Raw genomic sequence first — 26001 nt, 5'->3', positions numbered from 1 at the left:
CTGAAGAAATACTCAATGGAGCCTTGAGCATACGGGCGATGCGTAAGCAGCGGGAGTGGGTGGGCCGGGCCTATTGATTATTCGGGCTGGCCACGCCACGGAAGAGTTGCTGCGGGTGATTGCGGATGAAGCCATGGGCTACCTGGAAGATAAGGCGATTGATCATGGCATCGATTAGGCCTCGCGTGAAAAACTGGTTTGGCTTTTATACCAAGGGCACTGAAAAAATCGGGGTCGAGCTGACGTAATGATTGACTACACAAATCCCTGGTTCCAGGTGGTTCGGGAAGGCGGCAATTACTGGGCGGAAGAGCCGGCGGCTGAGCATGGTGCGGCGGTGTTGCCACTTGTCGGGGAGCGGGTGCTGCTGGAGCGCCAGCGACCCGCTCAAAAGGGCGTGACGACCTGGGAGATCCCCAGAGGGTACGCTGAGCGAGGAGAAGATGCGTTGGCTTGCGCGCGCCGTGAACTGGCCGAAGAGACGGGGTTGCATGCCAGAGAGTCACACATGTACTCGCTGGGGTGGGTTCGCCCCAATACCGCCATTCTGACCAGCTGCGTAACGCTATTTATTGCCACGCTCCCCGCTGATACGCCATGCCACGCAAGGGATGCCGAAGCGCTCGATTTTCACTGGCTGGCTGTGAAGGATATCCCCCAGTGCTTGGCTTCGGGCCGGTTGGAGGATGGCTTCACCTTGGCGGGGATGGCTCTGTTCATGGCCAGGTAGTGGGCGGGGTAAGATGCAGAAATCGCTTTACGCCTTACCCTGCACCCATCGCAGCCCACTTACAGTTGCGCTTCTTCCAGTTGCTCTTCTTGTGAGCAGGCCTGACGGGTGAAGTCGGACTTTTACCGTCCAGCCTGGTTGGGTTGCTAGACTCTTGGTGTAGGCATTTGCTTACTTTTTTTGAAGATAAAAACTTACGCAAATTTCAGGTAAATTAAATTTAATCCTGTGTTAATTTGTTCGCTTAAAAAAATACTTATGAAAGGGAATGGGTAATGCAAAAAGTCATATTTGGAACAAACGGAGATAATCATTTATCGGCTAACGACAATGTCAATATGTTTGGCTTTGACGGAAACGATACCCTGGTGGCCGATTGGAACGACCATTACTATTATGCAGCTTTTATGATGGGGGGTAATGGTAATGACAGCTACCATTTCGATGGTGATTATGGAGTGATCGTAGATACGGGAGGCAGCGATACGCTGTCTCTCCCAGGGTATTCAGCCGACTATCTTGGTGCTTTCGTTAACGGTCAGGACTTGGTGCTTGTCAATGAATGGACTGGCCAAGGGGTATTTATTCTGGATGCGAAAGGGCGCGGTCTTGTTGAAACGATCACATCCCAAGGGGGAGAGTCGTTTAATGCGTCACAGATAGAAAGCATGGTTTACAACCAGGGATTAGGCGATATTTCCTATAGCGAACTGGAGACTTTGACAGGCGGCATGTTCGCAGCAGATCAGTTTATTCACACGAAAGAAATTAACAAAGCATGGGCAGACCTGGATTGGGGCACTGTTTGGCAACAAATCGCCGATAGAGGCGATTTAAGCGCCGAGGCAATCGCTGACACACTGAACGCGAACATCACCGCCCGCTTGTCTCCCGAGGCGTTACAACTCTGGAATGCCCAAGGTGGCCAGCAAGCGCTTGTGTCATCAACCTACGAAGGGGTGGAGCAAAACCTCCCTGGAGCCACTGCTCCGCCTGCCCCTTCCCCCTTTGTCCCGCAGGAAGCCGCCGAGAATATCGCTCTGCTATACGAAGCGGCGCTAAACCGCTTGCCTGACATTGAAGGCCTGAATTTCTGGATTGATGAGTTCGCGGGTGGAATGAGCTTTGAAGGGATAGCACACAGCTTTATTCAATCGGAAGAGTTCATATCACGGTTCAACATCAATAGCGATGAAGCTTTCATCGACCAGCTGTATTTAAACGTTCTTGGGCGTACTGCTGATGAGGGCGGAAGGGATTATTGGCTGGGCGAAATAGACAAAGGCCTACCGCAAGCTGAAGTGCTTAACTATTTCGCTGTATCTGAGGAAAACGTGGCAAACGCAAACTGGCTTGCTGGTCTTAACGACGACAGCGGTAATTGGACGTTCTAGAACGCAACGCTCCCCGGGCCTTCAAGGCGCCGGGGAAGTTATTCTCAAGAAGCTAACGGCAGCGGCGTTCTGGCGAGATTTGCTGGCATAAACGCTTATTGATTGCCGGTGTAATTCCGATTGACCTGCGTGGTCGAACGAGAAATAGCAAAGCTCAATAAGCCGCTGTCGAGTTAGCTCCTTAGGCCAAGGATGGTATCGAACATCGAGGCGGCGGTATCGATCACCCTGGCGTTGGCCTGATAATACTGCTGATAGCGGATGAGATTCGCCGCTTCTTCATCCAGGTTGACCCCGGACTCCGATTGCTGAACGGCGCGCAGCTGATCGGTAAGGCCTTGTCGGGCTTCAAGGTTTACCTGAGTGATATTGGTGCGGTTTCCCACATCGCTGACCATGGCACCATAAGCGCCGCTGAATGAAGCGCTTGCTCCTACGGTATCGTCACTTTGCAGGTTCTGCAGGGCCAGGGCATTGCGGTTATCGCCCGGGCCGGTGGTGCCGGAAATACCGGTGAACGTTACGCCGCTGGTGGAGCCTTCGCTTGGCAGTTCATCGATGGTGAAGCTGAGAATCACATTACCGGTGGCGTCGTCTCGAATCGTCAGGCGTTCGCCGACCGCCAAAGAATCTCCCGAGTCGGGACCATTGACCGAGAGTACGTTCTCTATTTCCGTACCGTCCTCCTTAAAGATGCTGAAGATACCTTCCGGCGGCGGGGAACTTGGCACAGAGCCTGCGTCCGGAGAAACGAACAAGTTGTTCCCGCTATCCGCGCCGAAGAAACCCAGGCTCAGCGAACCATCGTCTGCGGCTTTCACCGCAAAGCTGGGTGGGCGGTAGGCGGTATCCATGGCATTGAAACCGCCGCCGATCTCGATATCGCTGACCTCAAGCTGGTCCTGCACATGGCCGATGGGGGTGTTGTCAGTTGTGACACCACCTGTTCCAGGGGCACCGGACAACCCTTCCCAAGATACTTTGAGGTCATATAAACCGTTACCCGAGACAACGAGAAATACGGGTTCTGTCACCTTATCAATGTGTATTTTCTCTACGTTATAAGGAGCACTCGCTCGGCCATCATTAAACCCACCATCTAGCCGATCACCATCACCTGTATAAGAGAACTTCATACTATTGTATGTGCTCTCAATGCCGTCTTCTAGATTACTAGAGTAAGGACCGCTGCTGCGCGTCAGGAGATGTTTGTCACTGTAGGTAGTGTCTTCTGGAAAGCCGTTCTTAATTGTGAGGACTGGTTCGGCGCCATACGCTAGGTTAGCTCCCTCTTCCAAGTCTTTGCTTGCTTCAACCCCATAGGATTTCCAAGTAAAATCTATATCATCTCCCGTAACGGGGGTACCAACGAGATGCTTCCCATCGCGACTAAAAATTTGGATGTCATCGTCTTCGGAGAAGTCGTTATTCATCTCGATGGTAACGTTTGTTGCGCCTTTGGGGATAAAGGCAATGGGATCAATAGTGGAAATCCTCCCTTTGTCCCACTCTCCATTCGATAGCTCACTCTCAATACTTTTTGTGTTCCCCAGACGCGTCATGCTCTGCGATTGAAAATCAACCGTGGAGTAAGGCATCGGCCGTACCGGGCCAAGAGCCGCCGCGATCTTGTCTAGGTCGTTGACTCGGACATCCATTCCTGCCGCCGCACGGCGCACGGGCTGCACGTTGAACGTATCGCCCGCAGCGGGTGTGCCGTTGAGTGCCATGTCGATACCGCCGAAGGAGAGCATGGTGCCATCCCATTCAGCACTGACTTCTTCGCCGCTGTCCTGCCGGGTGACGGTAAATTCAGTGCCGTCGTAACGAACCTGATAGTCGGTAGCGCGCACCTCATCAACGCGGGTTGGATCAAAGGCGATCGATGCGACTTTGGCGCTGTTTTCGGGCCCGTTATAGGCTTGTGGCACACGAATGCTGAAAAAATCCTCGCCCTGTTCGCCGTTAAGGTCCACGCCTTGCTTATGTTGCTCATTGAAGGCGGTGGTGAGCGAGACGGCGAGCTGGCCGATCTGATCCTGGGTCTTGTCCAGGGTTTCCTGGCGAAAGCGCAAGAGCCCACCCAAACTGCCACCGGTTATCACATCCTCTTCCATCGTTACGACGTTTCCGCCGCCATCGCGATAGCCGACCAGGGTGCGTTGCGGGTCGGTCTCGTCCTGTACGGGTACTAGCTTGAACGCATCGGTACCGCTGACCAGTGGTTGACCGTTGGGCAGGCTGACGTTGTAGGTCTTGTCATCCTGAATATTGAGGCGTGAATCCATGCGCTCGCTTAACTCGGCAATCATCTGGTCACGCTGGTTCAGCAAGCTATTGGGGGCTTCGCCGGTGCGTGCGCGAGCTAGGGCGATTTCGCGGTTGAGTCCGGCGATCTGTTGCGTGGTGTTGTTGACCTGAGTGATTTCATCCTTGATCTCGCTATTGATGTTGTTCTGCATATCTTGCAGATAGCTATCAAAGGAGCGGAACTGGGCGCTGAGTGTCTGAGCGTTGCCGATCACGCCTTGACGAGCCGCTGGGTCCGAGGGAGCGCTGGCGAGGTCTTACAGTGCCGAGAAGAAATTCTGCATCAGCGGGGCTAACCCCGCCTCGCGGTCGGCAAGCAAGTTGTCGATCTGGTCGACTTGCTGGGCGTACTTTTCCAGGGCGCTGGACTGCGTGCGGGTGCTGTTGAGTTGGTCGGCCACGTAACGGTTGAACTGGCGCTCGATATCATTGACCTGCACGCCACCGGTACCGGTGGAGCCTTCCCCCAGCATGGTGACTTCGCGGTTAAAGCCCGGCGTGTAAACGTTGCTGATATTGTTGCTGGTGGTGTTGAGGGCATTTTGCGCTGCGTTTAACCCGCTTAACCCAGTGGTGAACATGCTCATCGCGAAATGCCCTTATGCGACCAGACCAATTAAAATTAGTATTAGTGAAACGTACTTTACCATTTTTTTAAAAAAAGGGGCATGTGGGCGCGATGATTTTGATGATGATTTAACTTCAAAGTCTCGACCGGCTGTCCGCAGCGGAAACCCGGCGTGCGTAGTCGGGCTAGTGGTGGTTGGCTTTCACCTTGGCGGTGCTGGCTCCGTTCATGGCCGCATTTTCTAATGCATGAAATTGAATTATTTCAGGTCATCATTGCTATGATGATGGTGTTTTTTTGTGCTTTAGTGAGCAAGAGGCTAATTATGGGTAAAACAAGTAGATTTTCATGGTAACGGTGACTCGCGATCCGGATCGCTACCGCGTATTGCCCGGTGAAGGGCATGAAGGTGTCGTTCAAGTCGTAGCGGGGGGCTTCTATGGCTCCGGTACACTACTGTACGGCGGGCGTGCCGTGTTGACCTCGGCGCATGTCATCGATGATAGCGACTCGGTGTCGGTACGGTTGGATACATCAGAAGGGCGCCTCGGTTTGCCGGTGTCTCGCTATGCTCTACACCCTGATCATGATATCGACAATGCCAATCATGACTTGGCTCTGGTGTGGCTTGCAGCGCCAGCTCCTGTGTTCGCTCAAAGAAGTGGGCTCTATCGTGAATATGACGAGCTTGGTCAGGAGGTGACGTTAGTCGGCTATGGACTGACCGGCGCGGGGCTTGATGGGCACCGCCCCCAGAACAGCGAGGGGCCAGTAAAGCACGCTGTCGGCAACCGGTTTGACACCACCGGCGATGCACTCAAGGCGGCATTCGGCAGTGGTATCTCCTGGTCACCAGCGCGGGACTCTCAGTTGATCATCGACTTTGATGACGGCAGCGATGCCCACGATGCCCTGGGCATGTTCATGGGGATCGACGATAACGGAATCGGCGAGGCCGAAGGGCTGATCGCCCCAGGTGATAGCGGCGGCCCGGCCTTTATCGACGATAAGGTGGCGGGCGTCACCACCTATGCGACAAGCTTGAGCCGCAATGGCCAATCACCGGATGCCACTGACGAGCTGGATGGCAGCTTCGGCGAGATTGCCGCTTTTCAACGTGTGAGCCACTACCAGCAGTGGATCGATCAAAGCCTGCGCATGGCTGACTCTAATGCACCAAGCCGCCCGGAAGACGTCGAAACTTCCATTCGCGAGGGTGATGACGGCACTCAGCTGATCTACTTCTTGCTTGAATTTCACGGTGAGCGCGATACCCCAGACCAATGGCTAAGCGTCGACTACGCCACGCGGGATGGCACGGCTACAGCGGGAGAAGACTACCTGGCGGTGGCCGATACCTTGATCCTCTACCCCGGCGAGACACAGGCAGCGATCGCCGTCGAGGTGATTGGCGACAACGAGCCCGAACCTGATGAGACCTTCTTTCTTGATGTTTCCAACCCAATAGGTGGTGATTTTAGTGCGGGCGTTGCCAAACTTACCGGTATTCGCACCATTGTCGATGATGATGGATGGATCGCGTAAGCCGCCCGGCAATCGTAAGCGATGAAAGCGCTGGCTTGAATGGTCGGGTGGTCCATGCCTCGCCGAAAGCAGTTTCACCCCAGAAAATATCCGCAAGCCTGGACAGGGTGCTGGATGGTATGGATTATGGCGGCCTCGCGTTTTATTTCGACCAAGGAGCCGAAACCCATGGCTAAGAACCAAGAAAGGCAGACCATCACTATCGACGGTACCGAGTACAACGTGGCGGCCCTTTCCGAGAACGCCCAGAGCCAGGTGGTCAACCTGCGCGTCACCGATGCAGAGATCGAAAAGCTCAAGCAGCAGTTGGCGATCTACCAGACAGCGCGTACCGCGTATGCACGGGCGCTTTCCGAGGAATTGCCCAAGGCTAAGCACTGATGATGCGTGGCATATTAATCGTCGCCCTCGGGCTTGCCTTGGGCGGCTGTGTGCCGTTCGTGCCGATTATATGAGCTTGCCATCGAATGGTCGGAGCTGCCGGTGCCGCTGGCGCTTTCTGAAAAAGACCACGCCGGGGCGACTCTGGCGGACGCCGAGGTCTACCGCTGAACCCTTGCTATCGCGAACTTGAGGTTGCCGCGTCGCTTCGCTCCTCGCAGTGACACAATTTGTTCCCGATGTTCAGTGTTGGTCTTTGAAGTCTTGTGCCAGGCGGGCGAGGTAGGAGATCGTGTGGTTATCGCTTGCTCGCTGATGGGCGTCCGGGTAGAGAATGGCAAGCAAGCAGTAGTGGTACTCTTCTAGCTCGCCTTGCACATACACCAAAGCGCACCAAAGCGGCATCTTGATCCGGTGCGTTCATGGGGCACTTCCGGTCAGCCTGGGGGCGCTTTTTGGGAAAGGTCGTTGGCGGGACGGCAATGTGAATATGCATGAGCCCTGCGCGAAACGCGCCATAAGGTTGCGTATAGGGCGCATCATTGCCAAAACAGTCAGGTACGACATCTCTACCGGAAGCGATATAGTCTGTGAAACTCTCCAGAAGCTTGAATCCAGGAAAAGTAGCGTCAATGCTGTCGAAGTAGTGTTCCGTCTCTGAATGGAACACTACCTCAATCACTGGCTTTCCTTGCTTTTTCACCCAGCTTTTCTGTCATGAGCTGGGCTGCGGCAGCGTAAGCGGACGGGGAAATCGTCGTGTCATACGTCTTGGCGATCACCTGCCGCTGTTTGGAAACCTGGGCAGCCAGCGCCATGCGGCTACGGGTCTTGGCGATAGCACGGCGAAAATCGTACTGCTCCAAGAGTACTGTGATATCGCTGGGTGTCTCGGCATGATGCATCAAGCGCTTGACCTCGCCCTCGATGCGTCGCAACCGTTCGGCAATTCCTTCCAGTGAGCGGTAATCCATAGGAGCTTCGCCGCTCTCCTCTACCGTCAGAATGTATTGATCGGCATCGTCCACCAGCTGATCGAAGGATGCCAGGGCGTTGCGGACAAGACGTTGGAAAGTATCTCCACCTAGCTGGGCATTTTCACGGGTATCCGCGATTCGCTGAATGAGCCGGCCTGCATTGTTGGCCAGGTCAAAGGCAACATCGAGTAGGTGCTGGACAAGGTGAGGATGAGTAGTTGCTATCATGATTTATACCTCTCACCGTGAATAGGACGGCTAACGGTAAGTGTATCATACCTGTGCAGAGGGCTTGTGTACGCCATACTCCTTTCATCGAATGGCCGGAGCTGCCGGTGCCGCTGGCGCTTTCCGACAAGGACCAGGCCGGGGCCATCCTGGCGGACGCCGAAGTCTACCGCTGAACCCTTGCCATCGTGAGCCTGAGATTGCCGCGTTGCTCCGCTCCTCGCAATGACACGGGCGATCACGGCACCTTGTGTGTCATCGCGAGCGCAGCGCGGCGATCTAGGCCTTGGGCTGACCGAGGTGAGGGAGCGAGTGGTATCCTGTCAGTCTTCAATCGGACAGGGGCGCCCATGGCCACCAACCACCACGATACTGGGTATAAAGAACTGTTCAGCTACCCTGAGTTCGTTCAGCAGTTGATTGAAGGCTTTGTGCCTGCTGGCATTGCCGGGCTGATGAACTTCGCCACGCTAAAGCAACACAACGGTCACTACATCACGCCGATGTTCGAAGAGAAAATTGAAGATGTGGTGTGGTCGGTGAACATCACTTGGGAAGGCGTGACGCAAGAGGTGTATCTCTACATACTGCTGGAGTTTCAGTCAGCAGTAGACCGCTCCATGCCGATTCGGCTGATGCACTACGTCGCCTGTTTCTATAGCGAACTGCTTAAGCAAAATGTCGCCACCCCCAGCCAGGGGATGCCGCCGGTGTTTCCGGTGGTGCTTTACAACGGTACGAAGCCTTGGGCGGCACCGTTGGATATGTACGATATGATCACACCGGAACCGCCGGGTTTTCTGCAGGTCTATCAACCGCACCTGCGCTATTACCTGATCGACGAAGGGCGCTATACTGATGAACAGTTGGGTTTGGTGCAGACGCCGCTGAGCGGGGTGTTCAGTGTAGAGAACGCTGGTGAGAGCTGGGAAAACCTGCAACAGGCCATGGATCGAATCGTGGCGATCATCCAGTCTGATCCTAATAAAGAACGGATAGATAAGGTCGTCACGCGTTGGATTAAGCGACATTTGCAGCGGCTTGAGGCTGACATCAATCTGGATCAGCTCGAAAGCCTCGTGGAGGATAAAGCCATGTTGGCAGAGAACTTAGAGAATCTGGTAAAAAAAGAGCGTCAGGAAGGGCGTCAGGAAGGGCGTCAGGAAGGGCGTCAGGAAGGGCGTCTTGAGGAGGCCCGCGATGTTGTGCGGACTCAACTCAACTTCAAATTTGGCGAAATACCTGGGTGGGTCGAGGCAAGGCTCGTTCAAGCTGATCATGATCAGTTGAAAAGTTGGATGCGCGACGTGCTGTTTGCCGATAGCCTGGAAGGCATGTTCAAGCACTGATGCCCGGTGGGACAAGGTTCTCGATAGCGTCCGATACGACTTGTAGCGTAAGCCCGTTCAGCCGCGCCGAGTAGACACTAGCGCCAAGGCAGCCAACCGGCTGCTTTTTTGTGGGTGCAATGGCATGCACCGCCGTTGTAGCCTTGGTGGAAGCGAGCGAGGAAAATGTGTCATCGCGAGCTTGAGATTGCCGCGTCGCTTCGCTCCTCGCAATGACACGGGTGGGCACGGTGTCTTTTGTGTCATCGCGAGCGCAGCGAGGCGATCTGGGATTTCCAAAAGACTGGATATTTAACCAACCCAGCTCAAGGTTTTCTTTCTCCGGCGGCTCATAATTAGGCTTCATTCCTCTCAAGGAGCGAGCCGATGAGCCGCCGCGACAGCCGTAACTCAACCTTTCCGCAGTTCCTTCATCACGGTGGCGCCGGGGGCGTGACCGGCAGTTGCCATCAGTTGCTGGCCAACGAGCGCCACTCGCTACTGGTGGACTGCGGCCTGTTCCAGGGTGAGGATGCGGCGCCGGATGGCTTTGATCAGCTACAGGTCGAGTTCGATATCAGTACGCTGCGGGCGCTGATCGTGACCCATGTGCATATCGACCATATCGGGCGCCTGCCTTACTTGCTGGCGGCGGGGTACGAGGGGCCGATCCTGTGTTCGCAACCTTCGGCGCTGTTGTTGCCACTGGTGATCGAGGATGCGCTGAAGATCGGCTTCACCCGCGATGCCCGGTTGATCGAGCAGTTCCAGCAGCGGGTACAGCAGCAACTGGTGCCGCTGGATTACGGCCAGTGGCATACCCTGGTGAATGACGAGACGCTGCTGTTGCGGGTCAAGCTCAAGCGCGCCGGGCATATCCTGGGGTCGAGCTATGTCGAGGTGTCGCTGCACGACAGGGTGCGGGGTGGCAAGCAGCGTGTGGTCTTTTCCGGTGACCTGGGGGCGCCTTATTCACCTTTGCTTCCGGCACCAAAATCGCCTTATGCCGCCGATGTGCTGGTGCTGGAATCCACCTACGGCGACCGCTTGCACGAGCATCGCGTGGACCGGGTGAAGGCGCTGAAAGCCGCTATCGTACGGGCATTGGAAAACGGCGGGACGGTGATCATTCCCGCCTTCAGCATCGGCCGCACCCAGGAGCTGTTGTACGAGCTGGAAGGGGTGATTCATCAAGCGCAGCGAGCGGGGGACACCCTGTGGCGCGATCTGGAGGTGATCGTCGATTCGCCCTTGGCGGCGCGTTTTACCCGAGTGTACCGCCAGCTGAAACCCTACTGGGATGCCGAGGCGCAGCGCCGCTTGCGAGCGGGGCGTCATCCGCTGGATTTCGACAATCTGTATACGGTGGATGACCACGACACCCACGAGAGTACCGTGCGCTACCTTGCGGAAACCGGCCGTCCGGCGGTGGTGATCGCGGCCAGCGGGATGTGCGCCGGCGGGCGAGTGGTCAATTATCTCAAGGCGATGCTGGGCGATCCGCGCCATCAGGTACTGTTCGTGGGCTACCAGGGCGCGGGCACGCCGGGGCGGGATATCCAGCGCTACGGCCCGCAAGGCGGCTGGGTGGAACTGGATGGCGAGCGGATCGATATCCATGCGGGAATTACCACCATCAGCGGCTACTCCGCCCACGCCGATCAGCGCGACCTGCTCAACTTCCTCAAGCGTATGCGCCAATGGCCCCGCGAGGTGCGTCTGGTCCATGGCGATGATGGAGCGAGGCGGGTGCTGAAAAAAGAAATCGAGAAGATGGCGGCCAGACGCGGCCATGCCATAAAGGTGTTGTTGCCGGTTTCCGGGCAGTAGCTCCACCTGGATTAGGTTTTCTGGCCTAGTTAAAAATAATTATCAATAAGCATGAGTAATTCCACCATGAGCCATGCCGATAGTTATATACTATCGCAGGCTAATCGGTACCAAGATAGAGGTGCCTGGAACAGCCGGGGCGACGGCTTACCATTGAATCAAGAGAACGATTGGAAACATGAAAAAAGCACTTCTTATTGCAGGTACCTTGGCACTGGCAACAGCGGCCACATCGGTTAACGCGTTTGAAAAGCGTGTGTCTGTCGGCGCGATTGCCGGCACCACAGGCTTCGGCGGTGATCTCTCCTGGCGCTTCCACGAAAATCTGGCGTTGTCGGCTCGCTACACGGATGGGCTGGATTTCGATACTGATTTCGAGGAAGACGATGTCGACTATGACGCCGAGTTCGGTCTCAAGGCATCCAGCTTCAAGGTCGATTACTTCCCCTTCGGCGGTCGATTCTTTATTTCTGCGGGCGCAATGTTGCCGAATATCGACGCTAATGTGACGGGTACACCGCGGAATGGCAGCTCCTTCGAGCTGAATGGCGTGAACTACTCGGCGGCGGAGATCGGTTCTGTGGTGGGCAAGGCCACCGTAGCCGATGGTACCCAGCCCTATGTGGGATGGGGATGGCGCAGTTCGCACACGGAAGGCTTCGGCTTTTTCTCCGAGTTCGGCGTCGTGGCGACGAATGTCGATGTCGCGCTTCGCACGACCAACGGCTTCGAGAACCTGGATCCATCCTTGAATGATGACATGCGTGCCGAGGAAGCAAGCCTGAAGGATGACATCGATAAGTTGCCGGTTTTCCCGGTGGCGCTGATTGGTATCAGCTATACGTTTTAAGTTATCAGGTACTACAGCTTGATCAAGGCAGCCTTTGTGCTGCCTTTTTGTTTTTCGACCTTTTGTTTTCGAAAGCCTCCTCGCCGGCGGAGTCGGCCTCCCACCTGGCATTTGGCTCCAAACTTGAGTCAGGGTGGGAGGGCGCGTCCTGGTTCGTTATTCAACAGTGATTTCGGACTGAGAAAGTGGTTCAACTGTCAGGCGTAGCCCTAGAGCGTTGGCCACCTTGCTGATTGTGGAGAAGGCTGGATTGCCTTCCCCGGACAGGGCCTTGTAAAGCCCTTCACGGCTCATTCCCACCTCCTTGGCGAGCTGGCTCATGTTTCGCGCGCGGGCAATATCACCCAACGCGGTGGCGAGAAGAGCGGAGTCATTCTCCTCCATTACTGCCTCTAGGTAGGCGACTACGTCCTTTTCTGTCTGCAGATAATCAGCAGTATCGTAATGACTGAACGTCGCGTGCCGGGACGCCATGTGTCACTCCTTCCATTGTGCGGCAATGGTTTTGGCTTGGTGGATATCACGAATTTGGCTGGCTTTGTCACCGCCACAGAGCAGTACCACTACAATAGGCCCCCTGGTGATATAGTAAATGCGATAGCCGGGGCCGTAGGGAATGCGCAGTTCGGAGACACCTTCTCCCACTGGCTTCACGTCGCCAGGGTTACCCAGGCTCAGGCGTCTGATACGGGTAAGGATTTTGGCGCGAGCCCGAGTATCCTGCAAGCCGTGTAGCCATCGATCAAAGGCATCTGTTTTTATGAGTTCGACCATCAGTTGACTCTAGTTGGCAATAATTAGAGTGTCAACTGTGGTTGACATATATCAAGCCATAGGCCACCGATGACCCCTTGCCAGGCGGAGCCGGCCTCCACACCCGGCATTTGGCTTCCAGGCTCGAGTCAGGGTGGGAGGCCGCTTTAGCGGGCGATGGGTGCTACCAGCCTCCGCCGCCGAGCAGGCTGCGGGTGTTGTTGTTCAGCGGTAGCTTGAACTCGGCGGTGCCGAGGACCATGGCGTCCCCCGAGCGCACCACGCGGGTGCTGATGTAGACGTAATCCTGCCCTTCGGCGTAGGTGCCCATGAGGATTGAACGGGCGCCGTGCTGGGCGCTCAAGCGCTGCACCTGGCGGGACAGAATAAGCTCGCCGACCTCTTCCTCGATGAACATGCTGTCGCGCATCTTCACTTCCCGTACCTGCATGCCGTGATTGGCGAGCGCCGAGGCCATGAGTTCCGAGCTGATGCGCCCCAGTGTCGAGGAGCGGGTCAGGTTATCGATGCTGACGAAGGTGGCGGCGATCATCGGGCTGTGGCGAGTGATATCCGGGTTATTGGCGATCATGCGTTCGGCGGCCGCCTGGACCAGTTCCGGCAGGTCGGGTTGTGGTTCTACCTGGTTGACGTTGTTGTTGCGGTTGCCAATCGCCTCGCAGCCGGTGAGGCTGAGCACGACCAGAGCGCCGGCAAGCAGGCGAAGCCCACGTCGAAATGCGGGGAACCGCCGAGAAAAGCAAGCGTGATGACCTAGAAACATGAACATTACCAGGAGTCGGTGACGGAAACGGTGGGAGTCGGGGCAGGCCGCGAATTGACGCGCTCCGGCGCATAGTGACGACGATCGCCGCTATTGGTGTAGTAGATGTTGGAGGAGGAGTAGAGAATGCGCTCGTCATCGACGATCTGGGTGGTGACGATGATCTCCTCGTTACCGGTATTGGTCCAGCTGCCGCTGATGCCATCGGCCACCATGGCGGCGGGGATCAGCCCGAGAGCGGGTTCGGTCCAGTTGTTGATGGGCAGCGTGGCGACGGCGACACCCCCGGCCAAGGCGGTAAAGGCACCCACCGGCGGACGAATGAAACCACGATCGCGGTGTTCCACCACTTCCACATCGACATGGATTTGCGCACCGTTGACCCGGGGCTGGGTGGTCAGCACGGCACCGCGTGAGACCAGCTCGCTGGTTAGCAGGGAACGGAACCCGCGCTTAAACTCTCCGCCGCTACCGCGGTAGGTATAACCGTTGATCTCTTCGCTGCCATCGGGGAAATACAGGTTGAGAAACCGTACACGCTCGTTGCGCAGGATACCGTTGGCTTCGTGGCGCGCCAGTACATCCCAGTGATGGGCGGCCTGCATGCGTTGCTGCTCGGTATAGGGATAGGTGACGGCAATCGGCGCTTGAGAAGTGTTGGCGTAGAAGCAGCCGCTCAGGACCAGACTGGCGAGCCCCAACGTCAGACTGCGCACCAGTGGGCGAAAGTTGGTAGTCCGCGACGCCTTGGCGAGGCCCGAGAAGGAGAACGGGCGGAAACAGACGGATGAATAAAGGGAAGCGCGTAACTTGGGCACCGGGGATTCCTTCTCGCATCAGGACGGCGTAAGTGCCGATGTATAGGTCGTAAATGCAGACACAAGTGCATGCGTATCAGTAAAAGACGATTGCAGCGTAGTCTGCCATGCTCTGAAACAATCGGCCACGCCGGAGGAAACTTGAACATTCCTTTGACGCTGGTGTCAGCGTCCGGGTGGTCAATGGCGCCACTGAGCCAGTAAGATAGCGCGGGGTTTCGTGGCGCTCCCCATGGGTTTTCCGCTGATGCACCGTTCCGCTGCCGGGACGATTTTACGAGGTTAGTTTTGTTGAGCGAATTCTTGCATGCTTGAAGACCATCGCGGGGTATCTCGTCACGATTCACTGCTGTCGGCTTATCCCGAGGAGGAAAGCGGCAACGCCTGGATGATCAGTTATATCGACATCATGACGCTGCTGGTGGCGCTTTTCGTGATCATTATCACCGCTGCGGGCCCGGCGAATGTTTCGCTTTTCAATCGTGAGCCGGAGCCTGAATTCGTCTTTGTTCCGGAGCCGGTGCTGGAAGTGCCGTTGCCCGAGTCCCTGGGCCAGGCACGCCGAGGGCGGCTGGGATTCGAGTTGCCGCCGGCCGGTTCCCGGCAGATCGCGCCGTTGGCGGTAAGCGCCGCGCTGGGCGTGGCGGGTCTGCCACCGCGCCGCACCTGGGTGCCACCTTTGTTGGCGCAACCGGCATCGCTGCCTGTCACTGCCGAAGCGGCGCCGCCTCCTTCGCCCCAGGCCCCGGAAGAATCGCCGCTGCTGACGTATCCGGTCGCCTTTGGCGAGTTGGTCGCGGTTCCCGAGTCGCTGGCCTTCCTGAGACAAGCCACCGCTCCCGAGAGTGATGAGCCCATTCTCGTGGCTCTGCCCCCGGAGCGCCCTGAACTTGCCGAAGAAGTATCCGCACCGAGACCGCTACCCCGCATGATGCTGGAGGATAACACCGACCTGGCATCGCCGCTGGCGGATTTCATGGTGGTTCTGACCGACCGCGCACCGCTCAATGTCGAGGAAGTGGACCCCGAAGCGGTGGCGGGCGCCCTGGCCTTGGCACCGGTGTTGTCTCAACGCGTGGAAGAGTCCCCTTACCTGCCGGATCTCGAGGGAGTGGAAGTCTCGCGGGTGGAGGAGGGCATCAAGCTGCGCGTGCAGGATCGCTTGCTGTTTCCCTCGGCCCAAGGTGAGCTGACCGATGACGGTCGCGAGCTGGTATCCAGCCTGGTGGAGACCATCCAGCGTTACGAAGGAGAAGTGGCGGTCGAGGGCCACTCCGACAGCCGCTCGATCAACACCGAGGAATTTCCTTCCAACTGGGCGCTCTCCAGCGCACGGGCCATCGCTATCGTCCATGCCCTGGTAGACGCGGGAGTGGACAGCGAGCGCCTGCGAGCAGTGGGCCTGGCCGATACCCGCCCCCTGGCGGACAACGACACGGCGGAAGGGCGTGCGCGCAACCGCCGCGTAGAAGTCGTCATTGAAGTGGAGTAGGCAAGTTAGGCCGAGCGTCTTGCTCACTCCTTAATGACGCACCATATCGGTGCGTTTTTTTATTCCATCCTGACCAGGATCGACCGTCGTCTTTTCCTACGAAACGTGATGTCGCCAGGATCGATGTTTCTATTCGGGTTTCTTCCCACCTGGCATGTTAACTGCTACATGTTCACTACTGTAGCAAAGCGCGCGTAACCAGTAGCTCCTGGGAACAAGAAAGAATATTCGAGAGCAAGGTAGAGTATTCGAGAACAAGGTAAGAGTATTCGAGAACAAGAGATGAATACGCAACGGGACGTGTATCGAGAAATCGGCCATTAAGGTGACGCCATGCACAAAAGAACTTCACACACCGCGCCGGCTCCTCCGGCTGATCTGGCGCTTCGCCCTCGGTTGGTACTGACCGACCTGGACGGTTCCTTGCTCGATCACGATAGCTATGACTTCTCGCCGGCCAAGCCATGGCTGGCGAGGCTCAAGGAGTGGGGGGTGCCGGTGATCCCGGTGACCAGCAAGACCCGCGCGGAAATGCTGCCGCTACGCGAGGCGCTGGGTCTCACCGCGACTCCCTTCATCGCTGAAAACGGTGCGGTGATCGGGCTGCCACCGTCGTGGTGTCATGCTCGCCTGGACCGCCCCGGGTCGGGACGCGACGGTATGGTCATCAAGCATACCGGGGTGGATATCGGTTTCATTCATGCCCGACTCGATGTCTGGCGCCAACGCCTCGGCGTGGCGTTTACCCGCATGGATGAGCTTTCGCTGGACGAGGTCAAGGAATTGACGGGGCTCGACGACGAGGGAGCGCGGCTGGCCTGCTTGCGTGAAGGCAGCGAGCCGCTGATCTGGCAGGACAGCGACGAGGCTTTGGCACGTTTTCGGCACAGCCTGGAAGGAGACGGCCTGCGCCTGACCCGAGGTGGACGGTTCTGGCACGTCATCGGTGTCGCCACCGACAAGGGCAATGCCACGGAGTGGCTGATCGGTCGTTTCAGCGCCTTGCGCGGCAAGCACCCGCTTTCCATCGGGCTCGGCGACGGTCCCAACGATATTCCCATGCTGGAGGCGGTCGACCAGGCGGTAGTGATCCGGGGCTGCCACCAGTTGGACGTGGAGCCCAGCGCTCAGGGGCTGTATCGCACACGCCAGCGCGGGCCGTTAGGGTGGGCTGAAGGAGTGGCCTACTGGTGGGGGCAAAGTGACCGCCGGCTTACGGCGGAAACGAGGGAGACGGCATGAGCGATTTTCATCAGAACGGTGTCATTACCGATTTTCATAACTTGACGCGGCGTCCGGTGGAAGCGCTCGAGGCGGACCTGGTCAAGTTCTCCCGGCGACGGCCCATGGGCTTGATTCTGCCTTCGCTGTTTTCCGAACTGGAAGGCCCGGCGCTTTCCGGGATCATCGATGAGCTGACCAAGGTGCCCTACCTGAGCGAGATCGTGGTGGGCCTGGACCGGGCCGACCGGGAGCAGTTTCTCCATGCACGGGAGTTCTTTTCCCGCTTGCCGCAGCATACCCGTATCCTGTGGAACGACGGCCCGCGCCTGCGCGAGCTCGATGAAGAGCTGGATAGCCACGGCCTGGGGGCGCTGGAACCGGGCAAGGGACGCAACGTCTGGTACTGCTCCGGCTACGTGCTGGCGTCCGGGCGCACGTCGGTGGTGGGCCTGCACGACTGCGATATCCTGACCTACGAGCGGGGCATGCTGGCGCGCCTGTTGTACCCGATCGCCCATCCGCGCTTCAGTTACCGCTTCTGCAAGGGCTACTACCCGCGAATTGCCGAGGGCAAGTTCAACGGCAGGGTGGCGCGCCTGCTGGTCACGCCGCTGCTGCGGGCGCTGAAAATCGTCTGCGGGCCGCTGCCGTACCTGGACTATCTCGACAGCTTCCGCTATCCGCTTTCCGGCGAGTTCGCCATGCGCAGCGATGTTCTGGAGGGGATTCGCATCCCGGCGGATTGGGGGCTGGAGATCGGTGTGCTTTCCGAGCTGCAGCGCAACTATTCCCACCGGCAGATATGCCAGGTGGATATCGCCGATACCTACGATCACAAGCATCAACCGGTGAGCCAGGATGACCCCGGCAGCGGCCTGAACCGCATGAGTCTGGATATTTCCAAGGCGCTCTATCGCAAGCTTGCCACCCAGGGGGTGAGCTTCAGCAGCGAGGATTTCCGCACCCTGAAAGCGACCTACTACCGCCTGGCGCTGGACTTGATCGAAGCCTACGACCACGACGCCACCATGAACGGCCTGAGCCTCGATCGCCACAGTGAGGAGCAGGCGGTGGAGCTGTTCGCCGGCAACCTGCTGGAAGCGGGCAACCTGTTTCTCGACAACCCACGCGAGCGGCCCTTCATTCCCAGCTGGGACCGCGTTCAGGCGGCCGTTCCCGATATTCTCACGCGCATGCACGAGGCCGTCGAACTCGATAACCGGGGAGAGGTGTAGCCCTCTGCTATAAAGGTTTAGAAAAACAACTACTTGAACTAACGTATAAACCGGCCACGTCACCCAATAGTCATGGGTGGCGTGGTCAGTTTTTTTATAGGGATAAGTAAGAGTCAGTACCGTCATCAAATATGGCATGGGAAGCCAGCCGTAGCTCGGGATCGACCTTGGTATTGCGACAACTTGTCTCAGGTAACGGAACGTAAAAAGGACTACTCTCTAGAAATCAAATAGGTTATTTGCTTAGAGGAAATGGTTATGAAAAACCTCCTTTTTTCACGCCGTGCGTTATCCCCTCTTTTGCTGGGGGGCATGGCGTGGGCGGCGTTGGCTTCGCCGGGCATGGCTGACGAAACCGCCGCTTACCGCGAGACCCAGTTGGGTCTTTACCTGACGGCCAGCGAAGCCTATGACCTATTGCAAGAACAGGACGATGCCCTGTTGATCGATGTACGCGATCCCATCGAGATCAAGTTCACAGGCTTTGCCGAACCTACCGATATCCATGTGCCGTGGATGCTTGCCGACCGCGACAAGTTCGATGAACAGGCGCGAACCTGGGCGATGGCGGCTAATGAAGACTTTGCCCGTCAGATCGAGGCGCAGCTCGACATGCATGGCGCGAGCGACGCGACTCCCTTGATCGTCATGTGCCGCTCCGGTGCCACACGCAGTGCCCCGGCGGCGGACGTGATCGCGGACATGGGGTATACCCAGGTGTATTCCGTCAGCGACGGATTCGAGGGGGGCAAGCTCGAAGAGGGAAATTCCGCCGGGGTGAGGGCAAGGAACGGCTGGCGTAACTCCGGCTTGCCCTGGAGCTATGAAATCGATCCAGACGTTGCCTGGCAAGGGAATGATCGACCCTGATATCCGAGCTTCACTCAGCCTCGGTTGGTTGAGGATGTCTTCCGACACCCCTGGTTCCCGATAACTTGTTTCTGAAGGCTTTCTAGCCCACTGGAGATCACATGTCCTTACCATTCAATAATACCTGCCGCTTCAATTCCGTGTTTGCGGGAGTGCTGTGCACGGCAGCCTTGAGCATTGCACCCGTGGCTTTTGCCGATGACGGCAGCGAGGCATCGCGAGAGCGTGCCCTGGTTATCGTCACCAGTGACTCCCTTGAAACCCAGAGCATGGCGATGATTCTTTCCCGTGCAATGCAGGAGCAGGGGAGCGACCTGCACCTCTTGTTGTGTGATGGCGCGGGGGATCTGGCGGTGGAGGGCTATGCCAGCGAACGGACGGTCGCCCCTCGCGACATCAAGCCCGAGGGGCTGTTGGCAACCATGATGAATGATGGCGCGAAGGTGGATGTCTGCGCCATTTACCTGCCCAACTCCGAATATGAACAGGACGACCTGCGGGAAGGTGTCGGCGTCGCCATGCCGGGGCCCATGGCGGAAATGATGCGCGACCCGAAGATTCCGGTCTATACCTTCTGATAACCCCACATTCTGTCGAATGGAGGCTATATGGCAACGCCGCTGGTCACCCCTTTCTTCGATGAACCGACCAATACGTTCAGCTACGTGGTGCAGGACCCCGCCGGCCGGGCGTGTGCGATTCTCGATTCGGTGCTGGACTTCGACTATGCCGCCGGGCGTACCGACGTACGTTCCGCCAACGATATCATTCGGTTCATTCAGGATCGTGAGCTCGAGGTGGAGTGGATACTGGAGACCCACGTGCATGCGGATCACCTCTCCGCTGCACCTTACCTGCACGAGGCCCTGGGCGGCAGGACGGGGATAGGCGCTCGCATCCTGGAGGTGCAGGATATCTTCGGCAAGGCATTCAACGCGGGGAGCGAATTCGCTCGGGACGGCAGCCAGTTCGATCGGCTTTTCGAGGAAGGCGATACCTTCACCATCGGTGGACTTGAAGGTTATGTCCTGCATACCCCGGGGCACACGCCGGCGTGCCTGACCTATGTCATCGGCGACGCCGCGTTCGTCGGCGATACGCTGTTCATGCCCGACTACGGCACCGCCCGCTGCGACTTTCCCGGGGGCGATGCCCGCACCCTGTTTCGCTCGATTCAGAAAGTTCTTGCCCTGCCCGATGCCACGCGGCTGTTCCTTTGCCATGACTACAAGGCACCGGGGCGCGATACGTATCAGAACGAGACCACGGTGGGCGAACAGCGATCCCATAACGTGCATGTGCGGGAGGGCGTGAGCGAGGACGAGTTCGTCAGCATGCGTACCGAGCGCGACGCCACCCTGGGCATGCCGAAGCTGATCCTGCCCTCGGTTCAGGTCAACATGCGAGCCGGGCATATGCCACCGGCCGAAGAGAACGGCCAGGTCTATCTCAAGGTCCCCCTCAATCTTTTCTGAAGCGCTCGAAGGAGAAAACCATGAAACACAATGTAGGCAGTATCGACAAGATCGCCCGTATCGTGATCGGCCTGGCGCTTATCGTGCTGGCACTGACCGGCACCATCGGGATATGGGGCTGGATTGGTATCGTGCCGCTGGCGACGGGGCTGCTGGGCACCTGTCCGCTCTACTCGCTGCTGGGGGTCGATACCTGCAAGCGCCGTCATTCGTAAGTGGGCGAGCCGGCAGTTAACAGGTAACGGGAGAACATTACGTGGATTGGAGTGCGAGTCTGCAAGGCTTGGTGGGCGGAATCTTCATCGGCCTGTCCGCCGTCTGGCTGATGGCAACCATGGGGCGAATTGCCGGTATCAGCGGCATCGTGGGAAACCTGGTGACCCGTCGGCCCCCAGGGGACAGCGCCTGGCGCGCCACCTTCGTGCTGGGCCTGATCAGCGGGCCGCTGTTGCTGATGGCATTCGGTGGCGGCTTGGGCAATGTCGAGGGGCGACCGGGAGCGGTCGTGGGCGAACCGCTCGGGGGTGTCTCGCTGATGCTGGTGGCGGGCTTGCTGGTGGGCCTGGGCACCGGGCTGGGAAGCGGCTGCACCAGCGGCCATGGCGTTTGTGGCCTGGCGCGGCTGTCGAAACGCTCGATGGCGGCCACCGGCGTGTTCCTGGTGAGCGCAATTGTCACGGTCTTCGTTGTGCGCCACATATGGGAGATAGGAGTATGAATGCCGCTGCAATGCGAACCGTCATGGGCTATATCGCCGGGTTGCTGTTCGGCCTGGGCCTGGCGCTTGCCGGCATGACCGATCCTGCACGGGTGGTGGGGTTTCTGGATATCGCCGGCGCCTGGGACCCTACCTTGATGTTCGTGCTGGGCGGTGCGGTGGTCACCACCTTCATTGGTTATCGTCTTGTATTCAGGCGAACGCGTCCGCTGTTTGACGAAGCATTCCAGCTACCCACGCGCCGCGACCTTGACGCCAAGTTGCTGGGAGGCGCGGCACTGTTCGGCATCGGGTGGGGGCTTTCCGGCTACTGTCCCGGCCCGGCCATCGCGTCCGTGGGAGGGATGACACCGCCCTTGGCGGCCATGCTGATTGCCATGGTGGCGGGGTGGTTCGTCGCCCGGCGTTACGCGGGGTAGCGCCTGACGCTGGAGCTGTGTGACGGCGCCTTTCCGCTCTCGCATTTCACTACCGTTTTTCACCCTTGGCGCTTGGCGTCAAGGGTGTTCTCGTTGCGCCACTGTTCGACCATTTGCCGTGGCTCGGGTCGTCTTGCTCTCCCTCGGGTTAACGCTGTGTTAATGCTGCCTTGGCATGCTCTCACCCATCAACAAGGACACTTTCATGCATGTACTGCTGATCGAAGACGACGCCTTGGTGGCAGCGGGGATTCGCGCCGGGCTGAAGACCTACGATTTCGTCGTGGATCACGTTACCACTCAGGCCGCCGCCCGCCAGGCCATTCTGGGCGTGGCCAGCGACGTGGTGATACTCGATCGTGGACTGCCAGACGGTGATGGGCTGGATCTGCTGGAGGAGTGGCGTGATGCGGGAATTGCCACCCCGGTACTGATCCTGACGGCCCGCGATGCGGTACACGACCGGGTGGATGGCTTGCGCGGCGGGGCGGACGACTATCTGGTCAAGCCGTTCGATCTCGATGAACTGGTGGCGCGCCTGCATGCCCTGCTGCGGCGTGCCGCCGGTCGTTCGCGAGCGGTGATCGAGCATGGCGCCTTGCGCCTGGACCCGGCCAGCCGGGAGGTGACGGTGGGTGGTCGCCCGGTGACCCTGTCGCGACGTGAGCTGGTGCTGCTGGAAACCTTTCTCCAGGCACCCCGCAGCGTGCTGACCAGCGACCAGCTCAAGGACAGCCTGTACGGCATGAACGACGAGGTCGAAAGCAATGCCTTGAACGTCCATCTCCACCATCTGCGGCGCAAGCTGGGCAGTGGCGTGATCGAGACCGTGCGTGGGCTGGGCTATCGGTTGGGCCAGCCCGAAGCGGTTCAGTTGCCGGGCGCGCCGCGAGGGCGCCAATGAGCTTGCGGACGCGGTTATTGCTGACTCTCGGGATCACCCTGGCCCTGCTGTGGGGGCTGGCCGCTGCCTGGCTGATGCGCGACCTGGAGGAGAAGTTCGTCGAGACCCTGGACCAGCGGTTGGCGCAGTCGGCCCGCATGGTGGCGGGGCTGATGCTACAGCTACCGCCGGAGGTGTGGGAGAGCGCCGACCAGCGGGCGCTATCGATTCCGCCCATCGAGGGGCTGGCGTGCCAGGTGCATTCACCGCGTGGCGAGATCATGGCGCGTACTCATACTGATATGGAGAACATCCTGACACCGGGCGAGCGCGGCCACGCCTATCGCCGCGAGGGCGACATGACCTGGCGGGTGTTCACCTACGAACGGGGTGGCTTGACGATCACCACGGCGGACCGCATGGATGAGCGCGACATGCTGCTGGCGGAGGTGATCAAGGTGGCGGTCGTACCCTTCGTGGTAGCGTTGATTGGCAGTCTGGCCGCGTTGTGGCTGGGCGTGGTGCGAGGCCTGGCGCCGCTGACCCGGCTGCGTGAGTCGCTTGCCCGGCACCATCCGGATGCCTTGGCCCCGGTGTCGACCTACGGCGTACCCCAAGAGATTCGCCCCTTGATCGAGACGCTCAATGCGCTGCTCGTTCGGGTGCAGCAGGCGATCGTGCGCGAGCAGCGCTTCACTAATAACGCCGCGCATGAGCTGCGCACACCCTTGACCGCGATCAAGACCCATCTGCAAGTCGCGCGTCGGGTGGGGGAGGAGCCGGCACGCGAGGCGCTGGCTCACGCCGAGGAGGGGGTCGAACGCCTGACCCGGACGTTGGAGCAACTGCTCACCCTGGCGAGGGTGGAGGGGCGGGTGGAGTTCGATGACGGTACGTCGTGCGGCGTCGAGGAAGTAGCCGAACTGGCCATCGCCGATGCTGAGTGCCGCGATCCTGCGCGCATCCAGCTTCCTGCCGCGTGGCCCCAGGCCACGCTCGCCATGCCCCAGGCGCTGGCGGTCACGGCGCTGCGTAACCTGCTAGACAATGCCTTGCGCCATGGTGCTCCAGGCGGCCCGGTAACGCTCGACGCGCGCTGGGTGGAAAACAAGGCCATCGAGTTTCGTGTGCAAAACCAGGGGCCGAAGCTGGACGATGCCACGCTGGTGCAATTGACACAGCGCTTCTGGCGCTCGGGCAAGCAACAGGGTAGCGGGCTCGGCCTGGCGATCGTCGCGGCGATAGCCGAGCGCTTCGGCGCCACTGTGAAATTCTCCAGCCCCGCGGGAGGCGGGCTCCAGGCACGGTTGCTCTTGCCGGCGGTCATTGTTCCGCCCGGCACAGACGATGATGCAGCACTACCGGGGCGACCCGGCAATAACCTATAACGAATGAAATTGACGAGTGAAGGGAGAGCGCGATGCACAATAACAGAAACGCCGTGGGCCTGGGCCTGCTTCTGGCCACCGGGCTCGTCCATGGGGCGGCATCGGCCGCCCAGCCGGGCGATGCCGAACGGGGTGAGGCGGTGGCAGCCGTCTGTACCGCGTGCCATCAGGCCGACGGTAGCGGAATGAACAACCCTCAAGGTGAATCGTGGCCGCGCCTGGCGGGACTGGATGCCGTCTATCTAGCCAAGCAGTTGCACGACTTCAAGTCAGGCGAGCGTCGTAACGCCACCATGCAGCCGTTCGCCAACATGATCGACGACCAGCAGATTGACGATGTGGCCGCGTACTACAGCGCCATGCCTCCCACGGCCGGGCATGGCGGAGAGCAGGCCGACGACGCGCTTCTGGCACGTGGCGAGCAATTGGCCGAGCGTGGTGACTGGGATGACTATATCGTCTCGTGCAAGAGCTGCCACGGTCCCGGTAGCACTGGGGTGGGCGAAACCTTCCCCGGTATCGCCGGACAGCATGCCGGTTACATCGCCGCGCAGCTCAATGCCTGGAAAGAGGGCGAGCGCGACAACGACCCACAGAACCTGATGGGCGCGATCGCCACGCGCATGAGCGACGAGGATATCCAGGCGGTTTCCGCCTGGCTTGCCAACCAGACCCCGGCCGAGAAGTGAGGGTGACCCCATGAAACGCTACCATACTGCACTGACGCTCTTGGGCGCCTCCCTTGCCACCGGCCTGGGTGTTGCCGCTTATGCCGCCGAGACCACCAGCGAAACGCAAGAGATGCCTTATCAAGGGCTGGTGGAACTGGGTTATCCCGCGCCCCAGGAAGGCGAGCTGGTACACGTTCCGCCGACCATGGATGACCTGGAAGAAGCGGATATCCATCCGCAACTGAAGCGCGTGATCCGCCGCGGTTACGACCTGTTCACCAATACCCAGCAATTGCGCGGCAAAAACGTCTTCAACGACATGAACTGCTCCAGTTGTCACCTGGGCGAAGGTCGCCAGCCCTTCAGTGCGCCGATCTGGCCGGCGGCGGTGACCCTGCCGGACTTTCGTGGCAAGAACCAGCACGTCAACAACCTCGAAGAACGTATCGCCGGCTGCTTCGCCTACTCCATGAACGGTACGCCGCCGGAGTATGGCAGCGACGACATGCTGGCGCTCTCCGCCTACCATCAGTGGCTGGCTACCGGCGTACCGATGTACCCCGGTCAGCCGATCTATGGACGTGGCTTCCCCGCGCCGCCCGAACCGGAACTCGAACCCGACTACACCCGGGGTGAAGCGGCCTATCGGGAGAACTGCGCGATCTGCCACGGGGAAGATGGTTCCGGTCACTACGAAGATGGCGACTATGTATTCCCGGCATTGTGGGGAGACGGCTCCAATAACTGGGGGGCGGGGATCGCACGCACCCATACCGCAGCCGGGTTCATCCAGAACAACATGCCGCTGGGGCAGCCCAACTCGCTATCCGACCAGCAGGCCTGGGATATCGCCTACTACATGGTGAGTCAGGAACGCCCGCAGGACCCGCGTTATACCGGAGACGTGGACGAGACGCTGGAATTGTTCGGCCCCACGTTCCATCGCCATTCACGCTATGGCGAGGTGCGAGAGCACGACAATCATCGCCTTGCCGATCACGCCAATACCGGCGAAAAGGATTTCCTCAAGCCGTGGAATGTCGGCGTGTCGCGTTTTGAAGAGCTGAGCGAGTAGGTTCTTGGCAGCTGGACGTTGGTGAGCGGCGCTTGAGGGCGCGATGGAGGGTGGC

General features: G+C 58.8%; 30 protein-coding genes. 21 read left to right on the top strand and 9 right to left on the bottom strand.

Annotated elements, in window-relative coordinates; all coding sequences use genetic code 11:
* Positions 1-247 precede the first annotated feature (247 nt).
* Positions 248-730, top strand: coding sequence for an NUDIX hydrolase (locus R5M92_RS07720; RefSeq protein WP_346799125.1), 483 nt, complete (start codon positions 248-250; stop codon positions 728-730).
* Between the two features lie 275 nt (positions 731-1005).
* Positions 1006-2124 (top strand): DUF4214 domain-containing protein, encoded by a 1119-nt coding sequence (locus R5M92_RS07715; RefSeq protein ID WP_346799124.1) that lies wholly within the window; start codon positions 1006-1008, stop codon positions 2122-2124.
* A gap of 173 nt (positions 2125-2297) precedes the next feature.
* Here the strand turns inward: R5M92_RS07715 and R5M92_RS07710 are convergent, their stop codons facing one another.
* On the bottom strand, positions 2298-4649 hold the full coding sequence (locus tag R5M92_RS07710) for a FlgK family flagellar hook-associated protein (protein WP_346799122.1): 2352 nt from the start codon (positions 4647-4649) through the stop codon (positions 2298-2300).
* A gap of 42 nt (positions 4650-4691) precedes the next feature.
* A complete protein-coding gene (locus R5M92_RS07705) occupies positions 4692-5021 on the bottom strand; it encodes a flagellar basal body protein (protein WP_346799120.1) in 330 nt (109 codons plus the stop codon).
* A 329-nt stretch (positions 5022-5350) separates the two neighbouring features.
* Between R5M92_RS07705 and R5M92_RS07700 the strand changes: the two genes are divergently transcribed.
* Positions 5351-6547: a Calx-beta domain-containing protein gene (locus R5M92_RS07700; protein WP_346799118.1), complete on the top strand. Its 1197-nt coding sequence runs from the start codon at positions 5351-5353 to the stop codon at positions 6545-6547.
* A 168-nt stretch (positions 6548-6715) separates the two neighbouring features.
* Positions 6716-6928 (top strand): DUF6447 family protein, encoded by a 213-nt coding sequence (locus R5M92_RS07695; protein ID WP_346799116.1) that lies wholly within the window; start codon positions 6716-6718, stop codon positions 6926-6928.
* A 243-nt stretch (positions 6929-7171) separates the two neighbouring features.
* Here R5M92_RS07695 and R5M92_RS16225 read toward each other — a convergent pair whose 3' ends face one another.
* Genes R5M92_RS16225 through R5M92_RS07690 form a run of 3 tightly spaced genes read right to left on the bottom strand, consistent with a single transcriptional unit; the run spans position 7172 to position 8133 of the window.
* Positions 7172-7273 (bottom strand): hypothetical protein, encoded by a 102-nt coding sequence (locus R5M92_RS16225; protein WP_417339081.1) that lies wholly within the window; start codon positions 7271-7273, stop codon positions 7172-7174.
* Entirely contained in the window at positions 7227-7598 is a 372-nt protein-coding gene (locus R5M92_RS16220; RefSeq protein WP_417339136.1) for a type II toxin-antitoxin system YafO family toxin, read from the bottom strand. The genes R5M92_RS16225 and R5M92_RS16220 overlap by 47 nt, the downstream gene beginning before the upstream one ends.
* 4 nt (positions 7599-7602) lie before the next feature.
* Positions 7603-8133 carry a hypothetical protein gene (locus R5M92_RS07690; RefSeq protein WP_346799114.1) on the bottom strand — a complete coding sequence of 177 codons (531 nt, stop codon included), beginning with the start codon at positions 8131-8133 and terminating at the stop codon, positions 7603-7605.
* Positions 8134-8186: 53 nt separating this feature from the next.
* Between R5M92_RS07690 and R5M92_RS07685 the strand changes: the two genes are divergently transcribed.
* From R5M92_RS07685 to R5M92_RS07670, 4 genes are all read left to right on the top strand, one after another.
* Positions 8187-8309, top strand: a complete 123-nt coding sequence (locus tag R5M92_RS07685) for a hypothetical protein (protein ID WP_346799112.1) — start codon at positions 8187-8189, stop codon at positions 8307-8309.
* 174 nt (positions 8310-8483) lie between these two features.
* Positions 8484-9482, top strand: coding sequence for an Rpn family recombination-promoting nuclease/putative transposase (locus tag R5M92_RS07680; RefSeq protein ID WP_346799111.1), 999 nt, complete (start codon positions 8484-8486; stop codon positions 9480-9482).
* Positions 9483-9848: 366 nt separating this feature from the next.
* The gene (locus R5M92_RS07675) at positions 9849-11291 is read left to right on the top strand and encodes an MBL fold metallo-hydrolase (RefSeq protein ID WP_346799109.1); all 1443 of its coding nucleotides are present in this window, start codon (positions 9849-9851) and stop codon (positions 11289-11291) included.
* Between the two features lie 178 nt (positions 11292-11469).
* Entirely contained in the window at positions 11470-12141 is a 672-nt protein-coding gene (locus R5M92_RS07670; RefSeq protein ID WP_346799107.1) for a hypothetical protein, read from the top strand.
* Between the two features lie 156 nt (positions 12142-12297).
* On the opposite strand, the gene R5M92_RS07665 is transcribed toward R5M92_RS07670, so the two are convergent.
* From R5M92_RS07665 to R5M92_RS07650, 4 genes are all read right to left on the bottom strand, one after another.
* Positions 12298-12615, bottom strand: coding sequence for an addiction module antidote protein (locus R5M92_RS07665; RefSeq protein WP_346799105.1), 318 nt, complete (start codon positions 12613-12615; stop codon positions 12298-12300).
* Between the two features lie 3 nt (positions 12616-12618).
* A complete protein-coding gene (locus R5M92_RS07660; RefSeq protein ID WP_346799104.1) occupies positions 12619-12915 on the bottom strand; it encodes a type II toxin-antitoxin system RelE/ParE family toxin in 297 nt (98 codons plus the stop codon).
* A gap of 163 nt (positions 12916-13078) precedes the next feature.
* The gene (locus R5M92_RS07655; RefSeq protein ID WP_346799102.1) at positions 13079-13678 is read right to left on the bottom strand and encodes a FlgO family outer membrane protein; all 600 of its coding nucleotides are present in this window, start codon (positions 13676-13678) and stop codon (positions 13079-13081) included.
* Between the two features lie 5 nt (positions 13679-13683).
* Positions 13684-14379, bottom strand: a complete 696-nt coding sequence (locus R5M92_RS07650; protein WP_346799301.1) for a hypothetical protein — start codon at positions 14377-14379, stop codon at positions 13684-13686.
* A 424-nt stretch (positions 14380-14803) separates the two neighbouring features.
* Between R5M92_RS07650 and R5M92_RS07645 the strand changes: the two genes are divergently transcribed.
* From R5M92_RS07645 to R5M92_RS07585, 13 genes are all read left to right on the top strand, one after another.
* Positions 14804-15988 carry an OmpA family protein gene (locus R5M92_RS07645; RefSeq protein WP_346799100.1) on the top strand — a complete coding sequence of 395 codons (1185 nt, stop codon included), beginning with the start codon at positions 14804-14806 and terminating at the stop codon, positions 15986-15988.
* A gap of 333 nt (positions 15989-16321) precedes the next feature.
* Positions 16322-17230, top strand: a complete 909-nt coding sequence (locus R5M92_RS07640) for an HAD-IIB family hydrolase (RefSeq protein WP_346799098.1) — start codon at positions 16322-16324, stop codon at positions 17228-17230.
* On the top strand, positions 17227-18447 hold the full coding sequence (locus R5M92_RS07635) for a glycosyl transferase (protein WP_346799096.1): 1221 nt from the start codon (positions 17227-17229) through the stop codon (positions 18445-18447). The genes R5M92_RS07640 and R5M92_RS07635 overlap by 4 nt, the downstream gene beginning before the upstream one ends.
* A 258-nt stretch (positions 18448-18705) precedes the next feature.
* Complete coding sequence (locus R5M92_RS07630; protein ID WP_346799095.1) at positions 18706-19317, top strand: rhodanese-like domain-containing protein; 612 nt, start codon at positions 18706-18708, stop codon at positions 19315-19317.
* A gap of 101 nt (positions 19318-19418) precedes the next feature.
* Entirely contained in the window at positions 19419-19895 is a 477-nt protein-coding gene (locus R5M92_RS07625; RefSeq protein ID WP_346799093.1) for a hypothetical protein, read from the top strand.
* 30 nt (positions 19896-19925) lie between these two features.
* Complete coding sequence (locus R5M92_RS07620) at positions 19926-20792, top strand: MBL fold metallo-hydrolase (protein ID WP_346799091.1); 867 nt, start codon at positions 19926-19928, stop codon at positions 20790-20792.
* Positions 20793-20812: 20 nt separating this feature from the next.
* A complete protein-coding gene (locus R5M92_RS07615) occupies positions 20813-21007 on the top strand; it encodes a DUF2892 domain-containing protein (RefSeq protein WP_346799089.1) in 195 nt (64 codons plus the stop codon).
* Between the two features lie 41 nt (positions 21008-21048).
* A complete protein-coding gene (locus R5M92_RS07610; protein WP_346799087.1) occupies positions 21049-21510 on the top strand; it encodes a YeeE/YedE family protein in 462 nt (153 codons plus the stop codon).
* A complete protein-coding gene (locus tag R5M92_RS07605; RefSeq protein WP_346799086.1) occupies positions 21507-21929 on the top strand; it encodes a DUF6691 family protein in 423 nt (140 codons plus the stop codon). Before R5M92_RS07610 ends, R5M92_RS07605 begins: the two co-directional genes overlap by 4 nt.
* Positions 21930-22134: 205 nt before the next feature.
* A complete protein-coding gene (locus R5M92_RS07600) occupies positions 22135-22833 on the top strand; it encodes a response regulator transcription factor (RefSeq protein ID WP_346799085.1) in 699 nt (232 codons plus the stop codon).
* The gene (locus R5M92_RS07595; RefSeq protein WP_346799083.1) at positions 22830-24200 is read left to right on the top strand and encodes an ATP-binding protein; all 1371 of its coding nucleotides are present in this window, start codon (positions 22830-22832) and stop codon (positions 24198-24200) included. Before R5M92_RS07600 ends, R5M92_RS07595 begins: the two co-directional genes overlap by 4 nt.
* Positions 24201-24232: 32 nt before the next feature.
* On the top strand, positions 24233-24889 hold the full coding sequence (locus R5M92_RS07590; protein ID WP_346799082.1) for a c-type cytochrome: 657 nt from the start codon (positions 24233-24235) through the stop codon (positions 24887-24889).
* Between the two features lie 10 nt (positions 24890-24899).
* Positions 24900-25946, top strand: coding sequence for a c-type cytochrome (locus R5M92_RS07585; protein ID WP_346799081.1), 1047 nt, complete (start codon positions 24900-24902; stop codon positions 25944-25946).
* Positions 25947-26001: the final 55 nt, after the last annotated feature.

Origin of the sequence: Halomonas sp. Bachu 37 (genome assembly GCF_039691755.1) — a bacterium.
In the GTDB taxonomy this organism is placed as follows: Bacteria; Pseudomonadota; Gammaproteobacteria; order Pseudomonadales; family Halomonadaceae; genus Vreelandella; species Vreelandella kashgarensis.
The sequence above is the reverse complement of the archived record's forward strand: the minus strand, read 5'-3'. Positions and strand labels throughout refer to the sequence as shown.

Coding starts and splice junctions, on each gene's coding strand:
- R5M92_RS07585 (WP_346799081.1), top strand. CDS start 24,900: ATGAAACGCTACCATACTGCACTGACGCTCTTGGGCGCCTCCCTTGCC.
- R5M92_RS07630 (WP_346799095.1), top strand. CDS start 18,706: ATGAAAAACCTCCTTTTTTCACGCCGTGCGTTATCCCCTCTTTTGCTG.
- R5M92_RS07660 (WP_346799104.1), bottom strand. CDS start 12,915: ATGGTCGAACTCATAAAAACAGATGCCTTTGATCGATGGCTACACGGC.
- R5M92_RS07690 (WP_346799114.1), bottom strand. CDS start 8,133: ATGATAGCAACTACTCATCCTCACCTTGTCCAGCACCTACTCGATGTT.
- R5M92_RS07680 (WP_346799111.1), top strand. CDS start 8,484: ATGGCCACCAACCACCACGATACTGGGTATAAAGAACTGTTCAGCTAC.
- R5M92_RS07695 (WP_346799116.1), top strand. CDS start 6,716: ATGGCTAAGAACCAAGAAAGGCAGACCATCACTATCGACGGTACCGAG.
- R5M92_RS07720 (WP_346799125.1), top strand. CDS start 248: ATGATTGACTACACAAATCCCTGGTTCCAGGTGGTTCGGGAAGGCGGC.
- R5M92_RS07675 (WP_346799109.1), top strand. CDS start 9,849: ATGAGCCGCCGCGACAGCCGTAACTCAACCTTTCCGCAGTTCCTTCAT.
- R5M92_RS07670 (WP_346799107.1), top strand. CDS start 11,470: ATGAAAAAAGCACTTCTTATTGCAGGTACCTTGGCACTGGCAACAGCG.
- R5M92_RS07665 (WP_346799105.1), bottom strand. CDS start 12,615: ATGGCGTCCCGGCACGCGACGTTCAGTCATTACGATACTGCTGATTAT.
- R5M92_RS07640 (WP_346799098.1), top strand. CDS start 16,322: ATGCACAAAAGAACTTCACACACCGCGCCGGCTCCTCCGGCTGATCTG.
- R5M92_RS07655 (WP_346799102.1), bottom strand. CDS start 13,678: ATGTTTCTAGGTCATCACGCTTGCTTTTCTCGGCGGTTCCCCGCATTT.
- R5M92_RS07715 (WP_346799124.1), top strand. CDS start 1,006: ATGCAAAAAGTCATATTTGGAACAAACGGAGATAATCATTTATCGGCT.
- R5M92_RS07615 (WP_346799089.1), top strand. CDS start 20,813: ATGAAACACAATGTAGGCAGTATCGACAAGATCGCCCGTATCGTGATC.
- R5M92_RS07645 (WP_346799100.1), top strand. CDS start 14,804: ATGCTTGAAGACCATCGCGGGGTATCTCGTCACGATTCACTGCTGTCG.
- R5M92_RS07625 (WP_346799093.1), top strand. CDS start 19,419: ATGTCCTTACCATTCAATAATACCTGCCGCTTCAATTCCGTGTTTGCG.
- R5M92_RS07590 (WP_346799082.1), top strand. CDS start 24,233: ATGCACAATAACAGAAACGCCGTGGGCCTGGGCCTGCTTCTGGCCACC.
- R5M92_RS07700 (WP_346799118.1), top strand. CDS start 5,351: ATGGTAACGGTGACTCGCGATCCGGATCGCTACCGCGTATTGCCCGGT.
- R5M92_RS07620 (WP_346799091.1), top strand. CDS start 19,926: ATGGCAACGCCGCTGGTCACCCCTTTCTTCGATGAACCGACCAATACG.
- R5M92_RS07595 (WP_346799083.1), top strand. CDS start 22,830: ATGAGCTTGCGGACGCGGTTATTGCTGACTCTCGGGATCACCCTGGCC.
- R5M92_RS07705 (WP_346799120.1), bottom strand. CDS start 5,021: ATGAGCATGTTCACCACTGGGTTAAGCGGGTTAAACGCAGCGCAAAAT.
- R5M92_RS07600 (WP_346799085.1), top strand. CDS start 22,135: ATGCATGTACTGCTGATCGAAGACGACGCCTTGGTGGCAGCGGGGATT.
- R5M92_RS07635 (WP_346799096.1), top strand. CDS start 17,227: ATGAGCGATTTTCATCAGAACGGTGTCATTACCGATTTTCATAACTTG.
- R5M92_RS07605 (WP_346799086.1), top strand. CDS start 21,507: ATGAATGCCGCTGCAATGCGAACCGTCATGGGCTATATCGCCGGGTTG.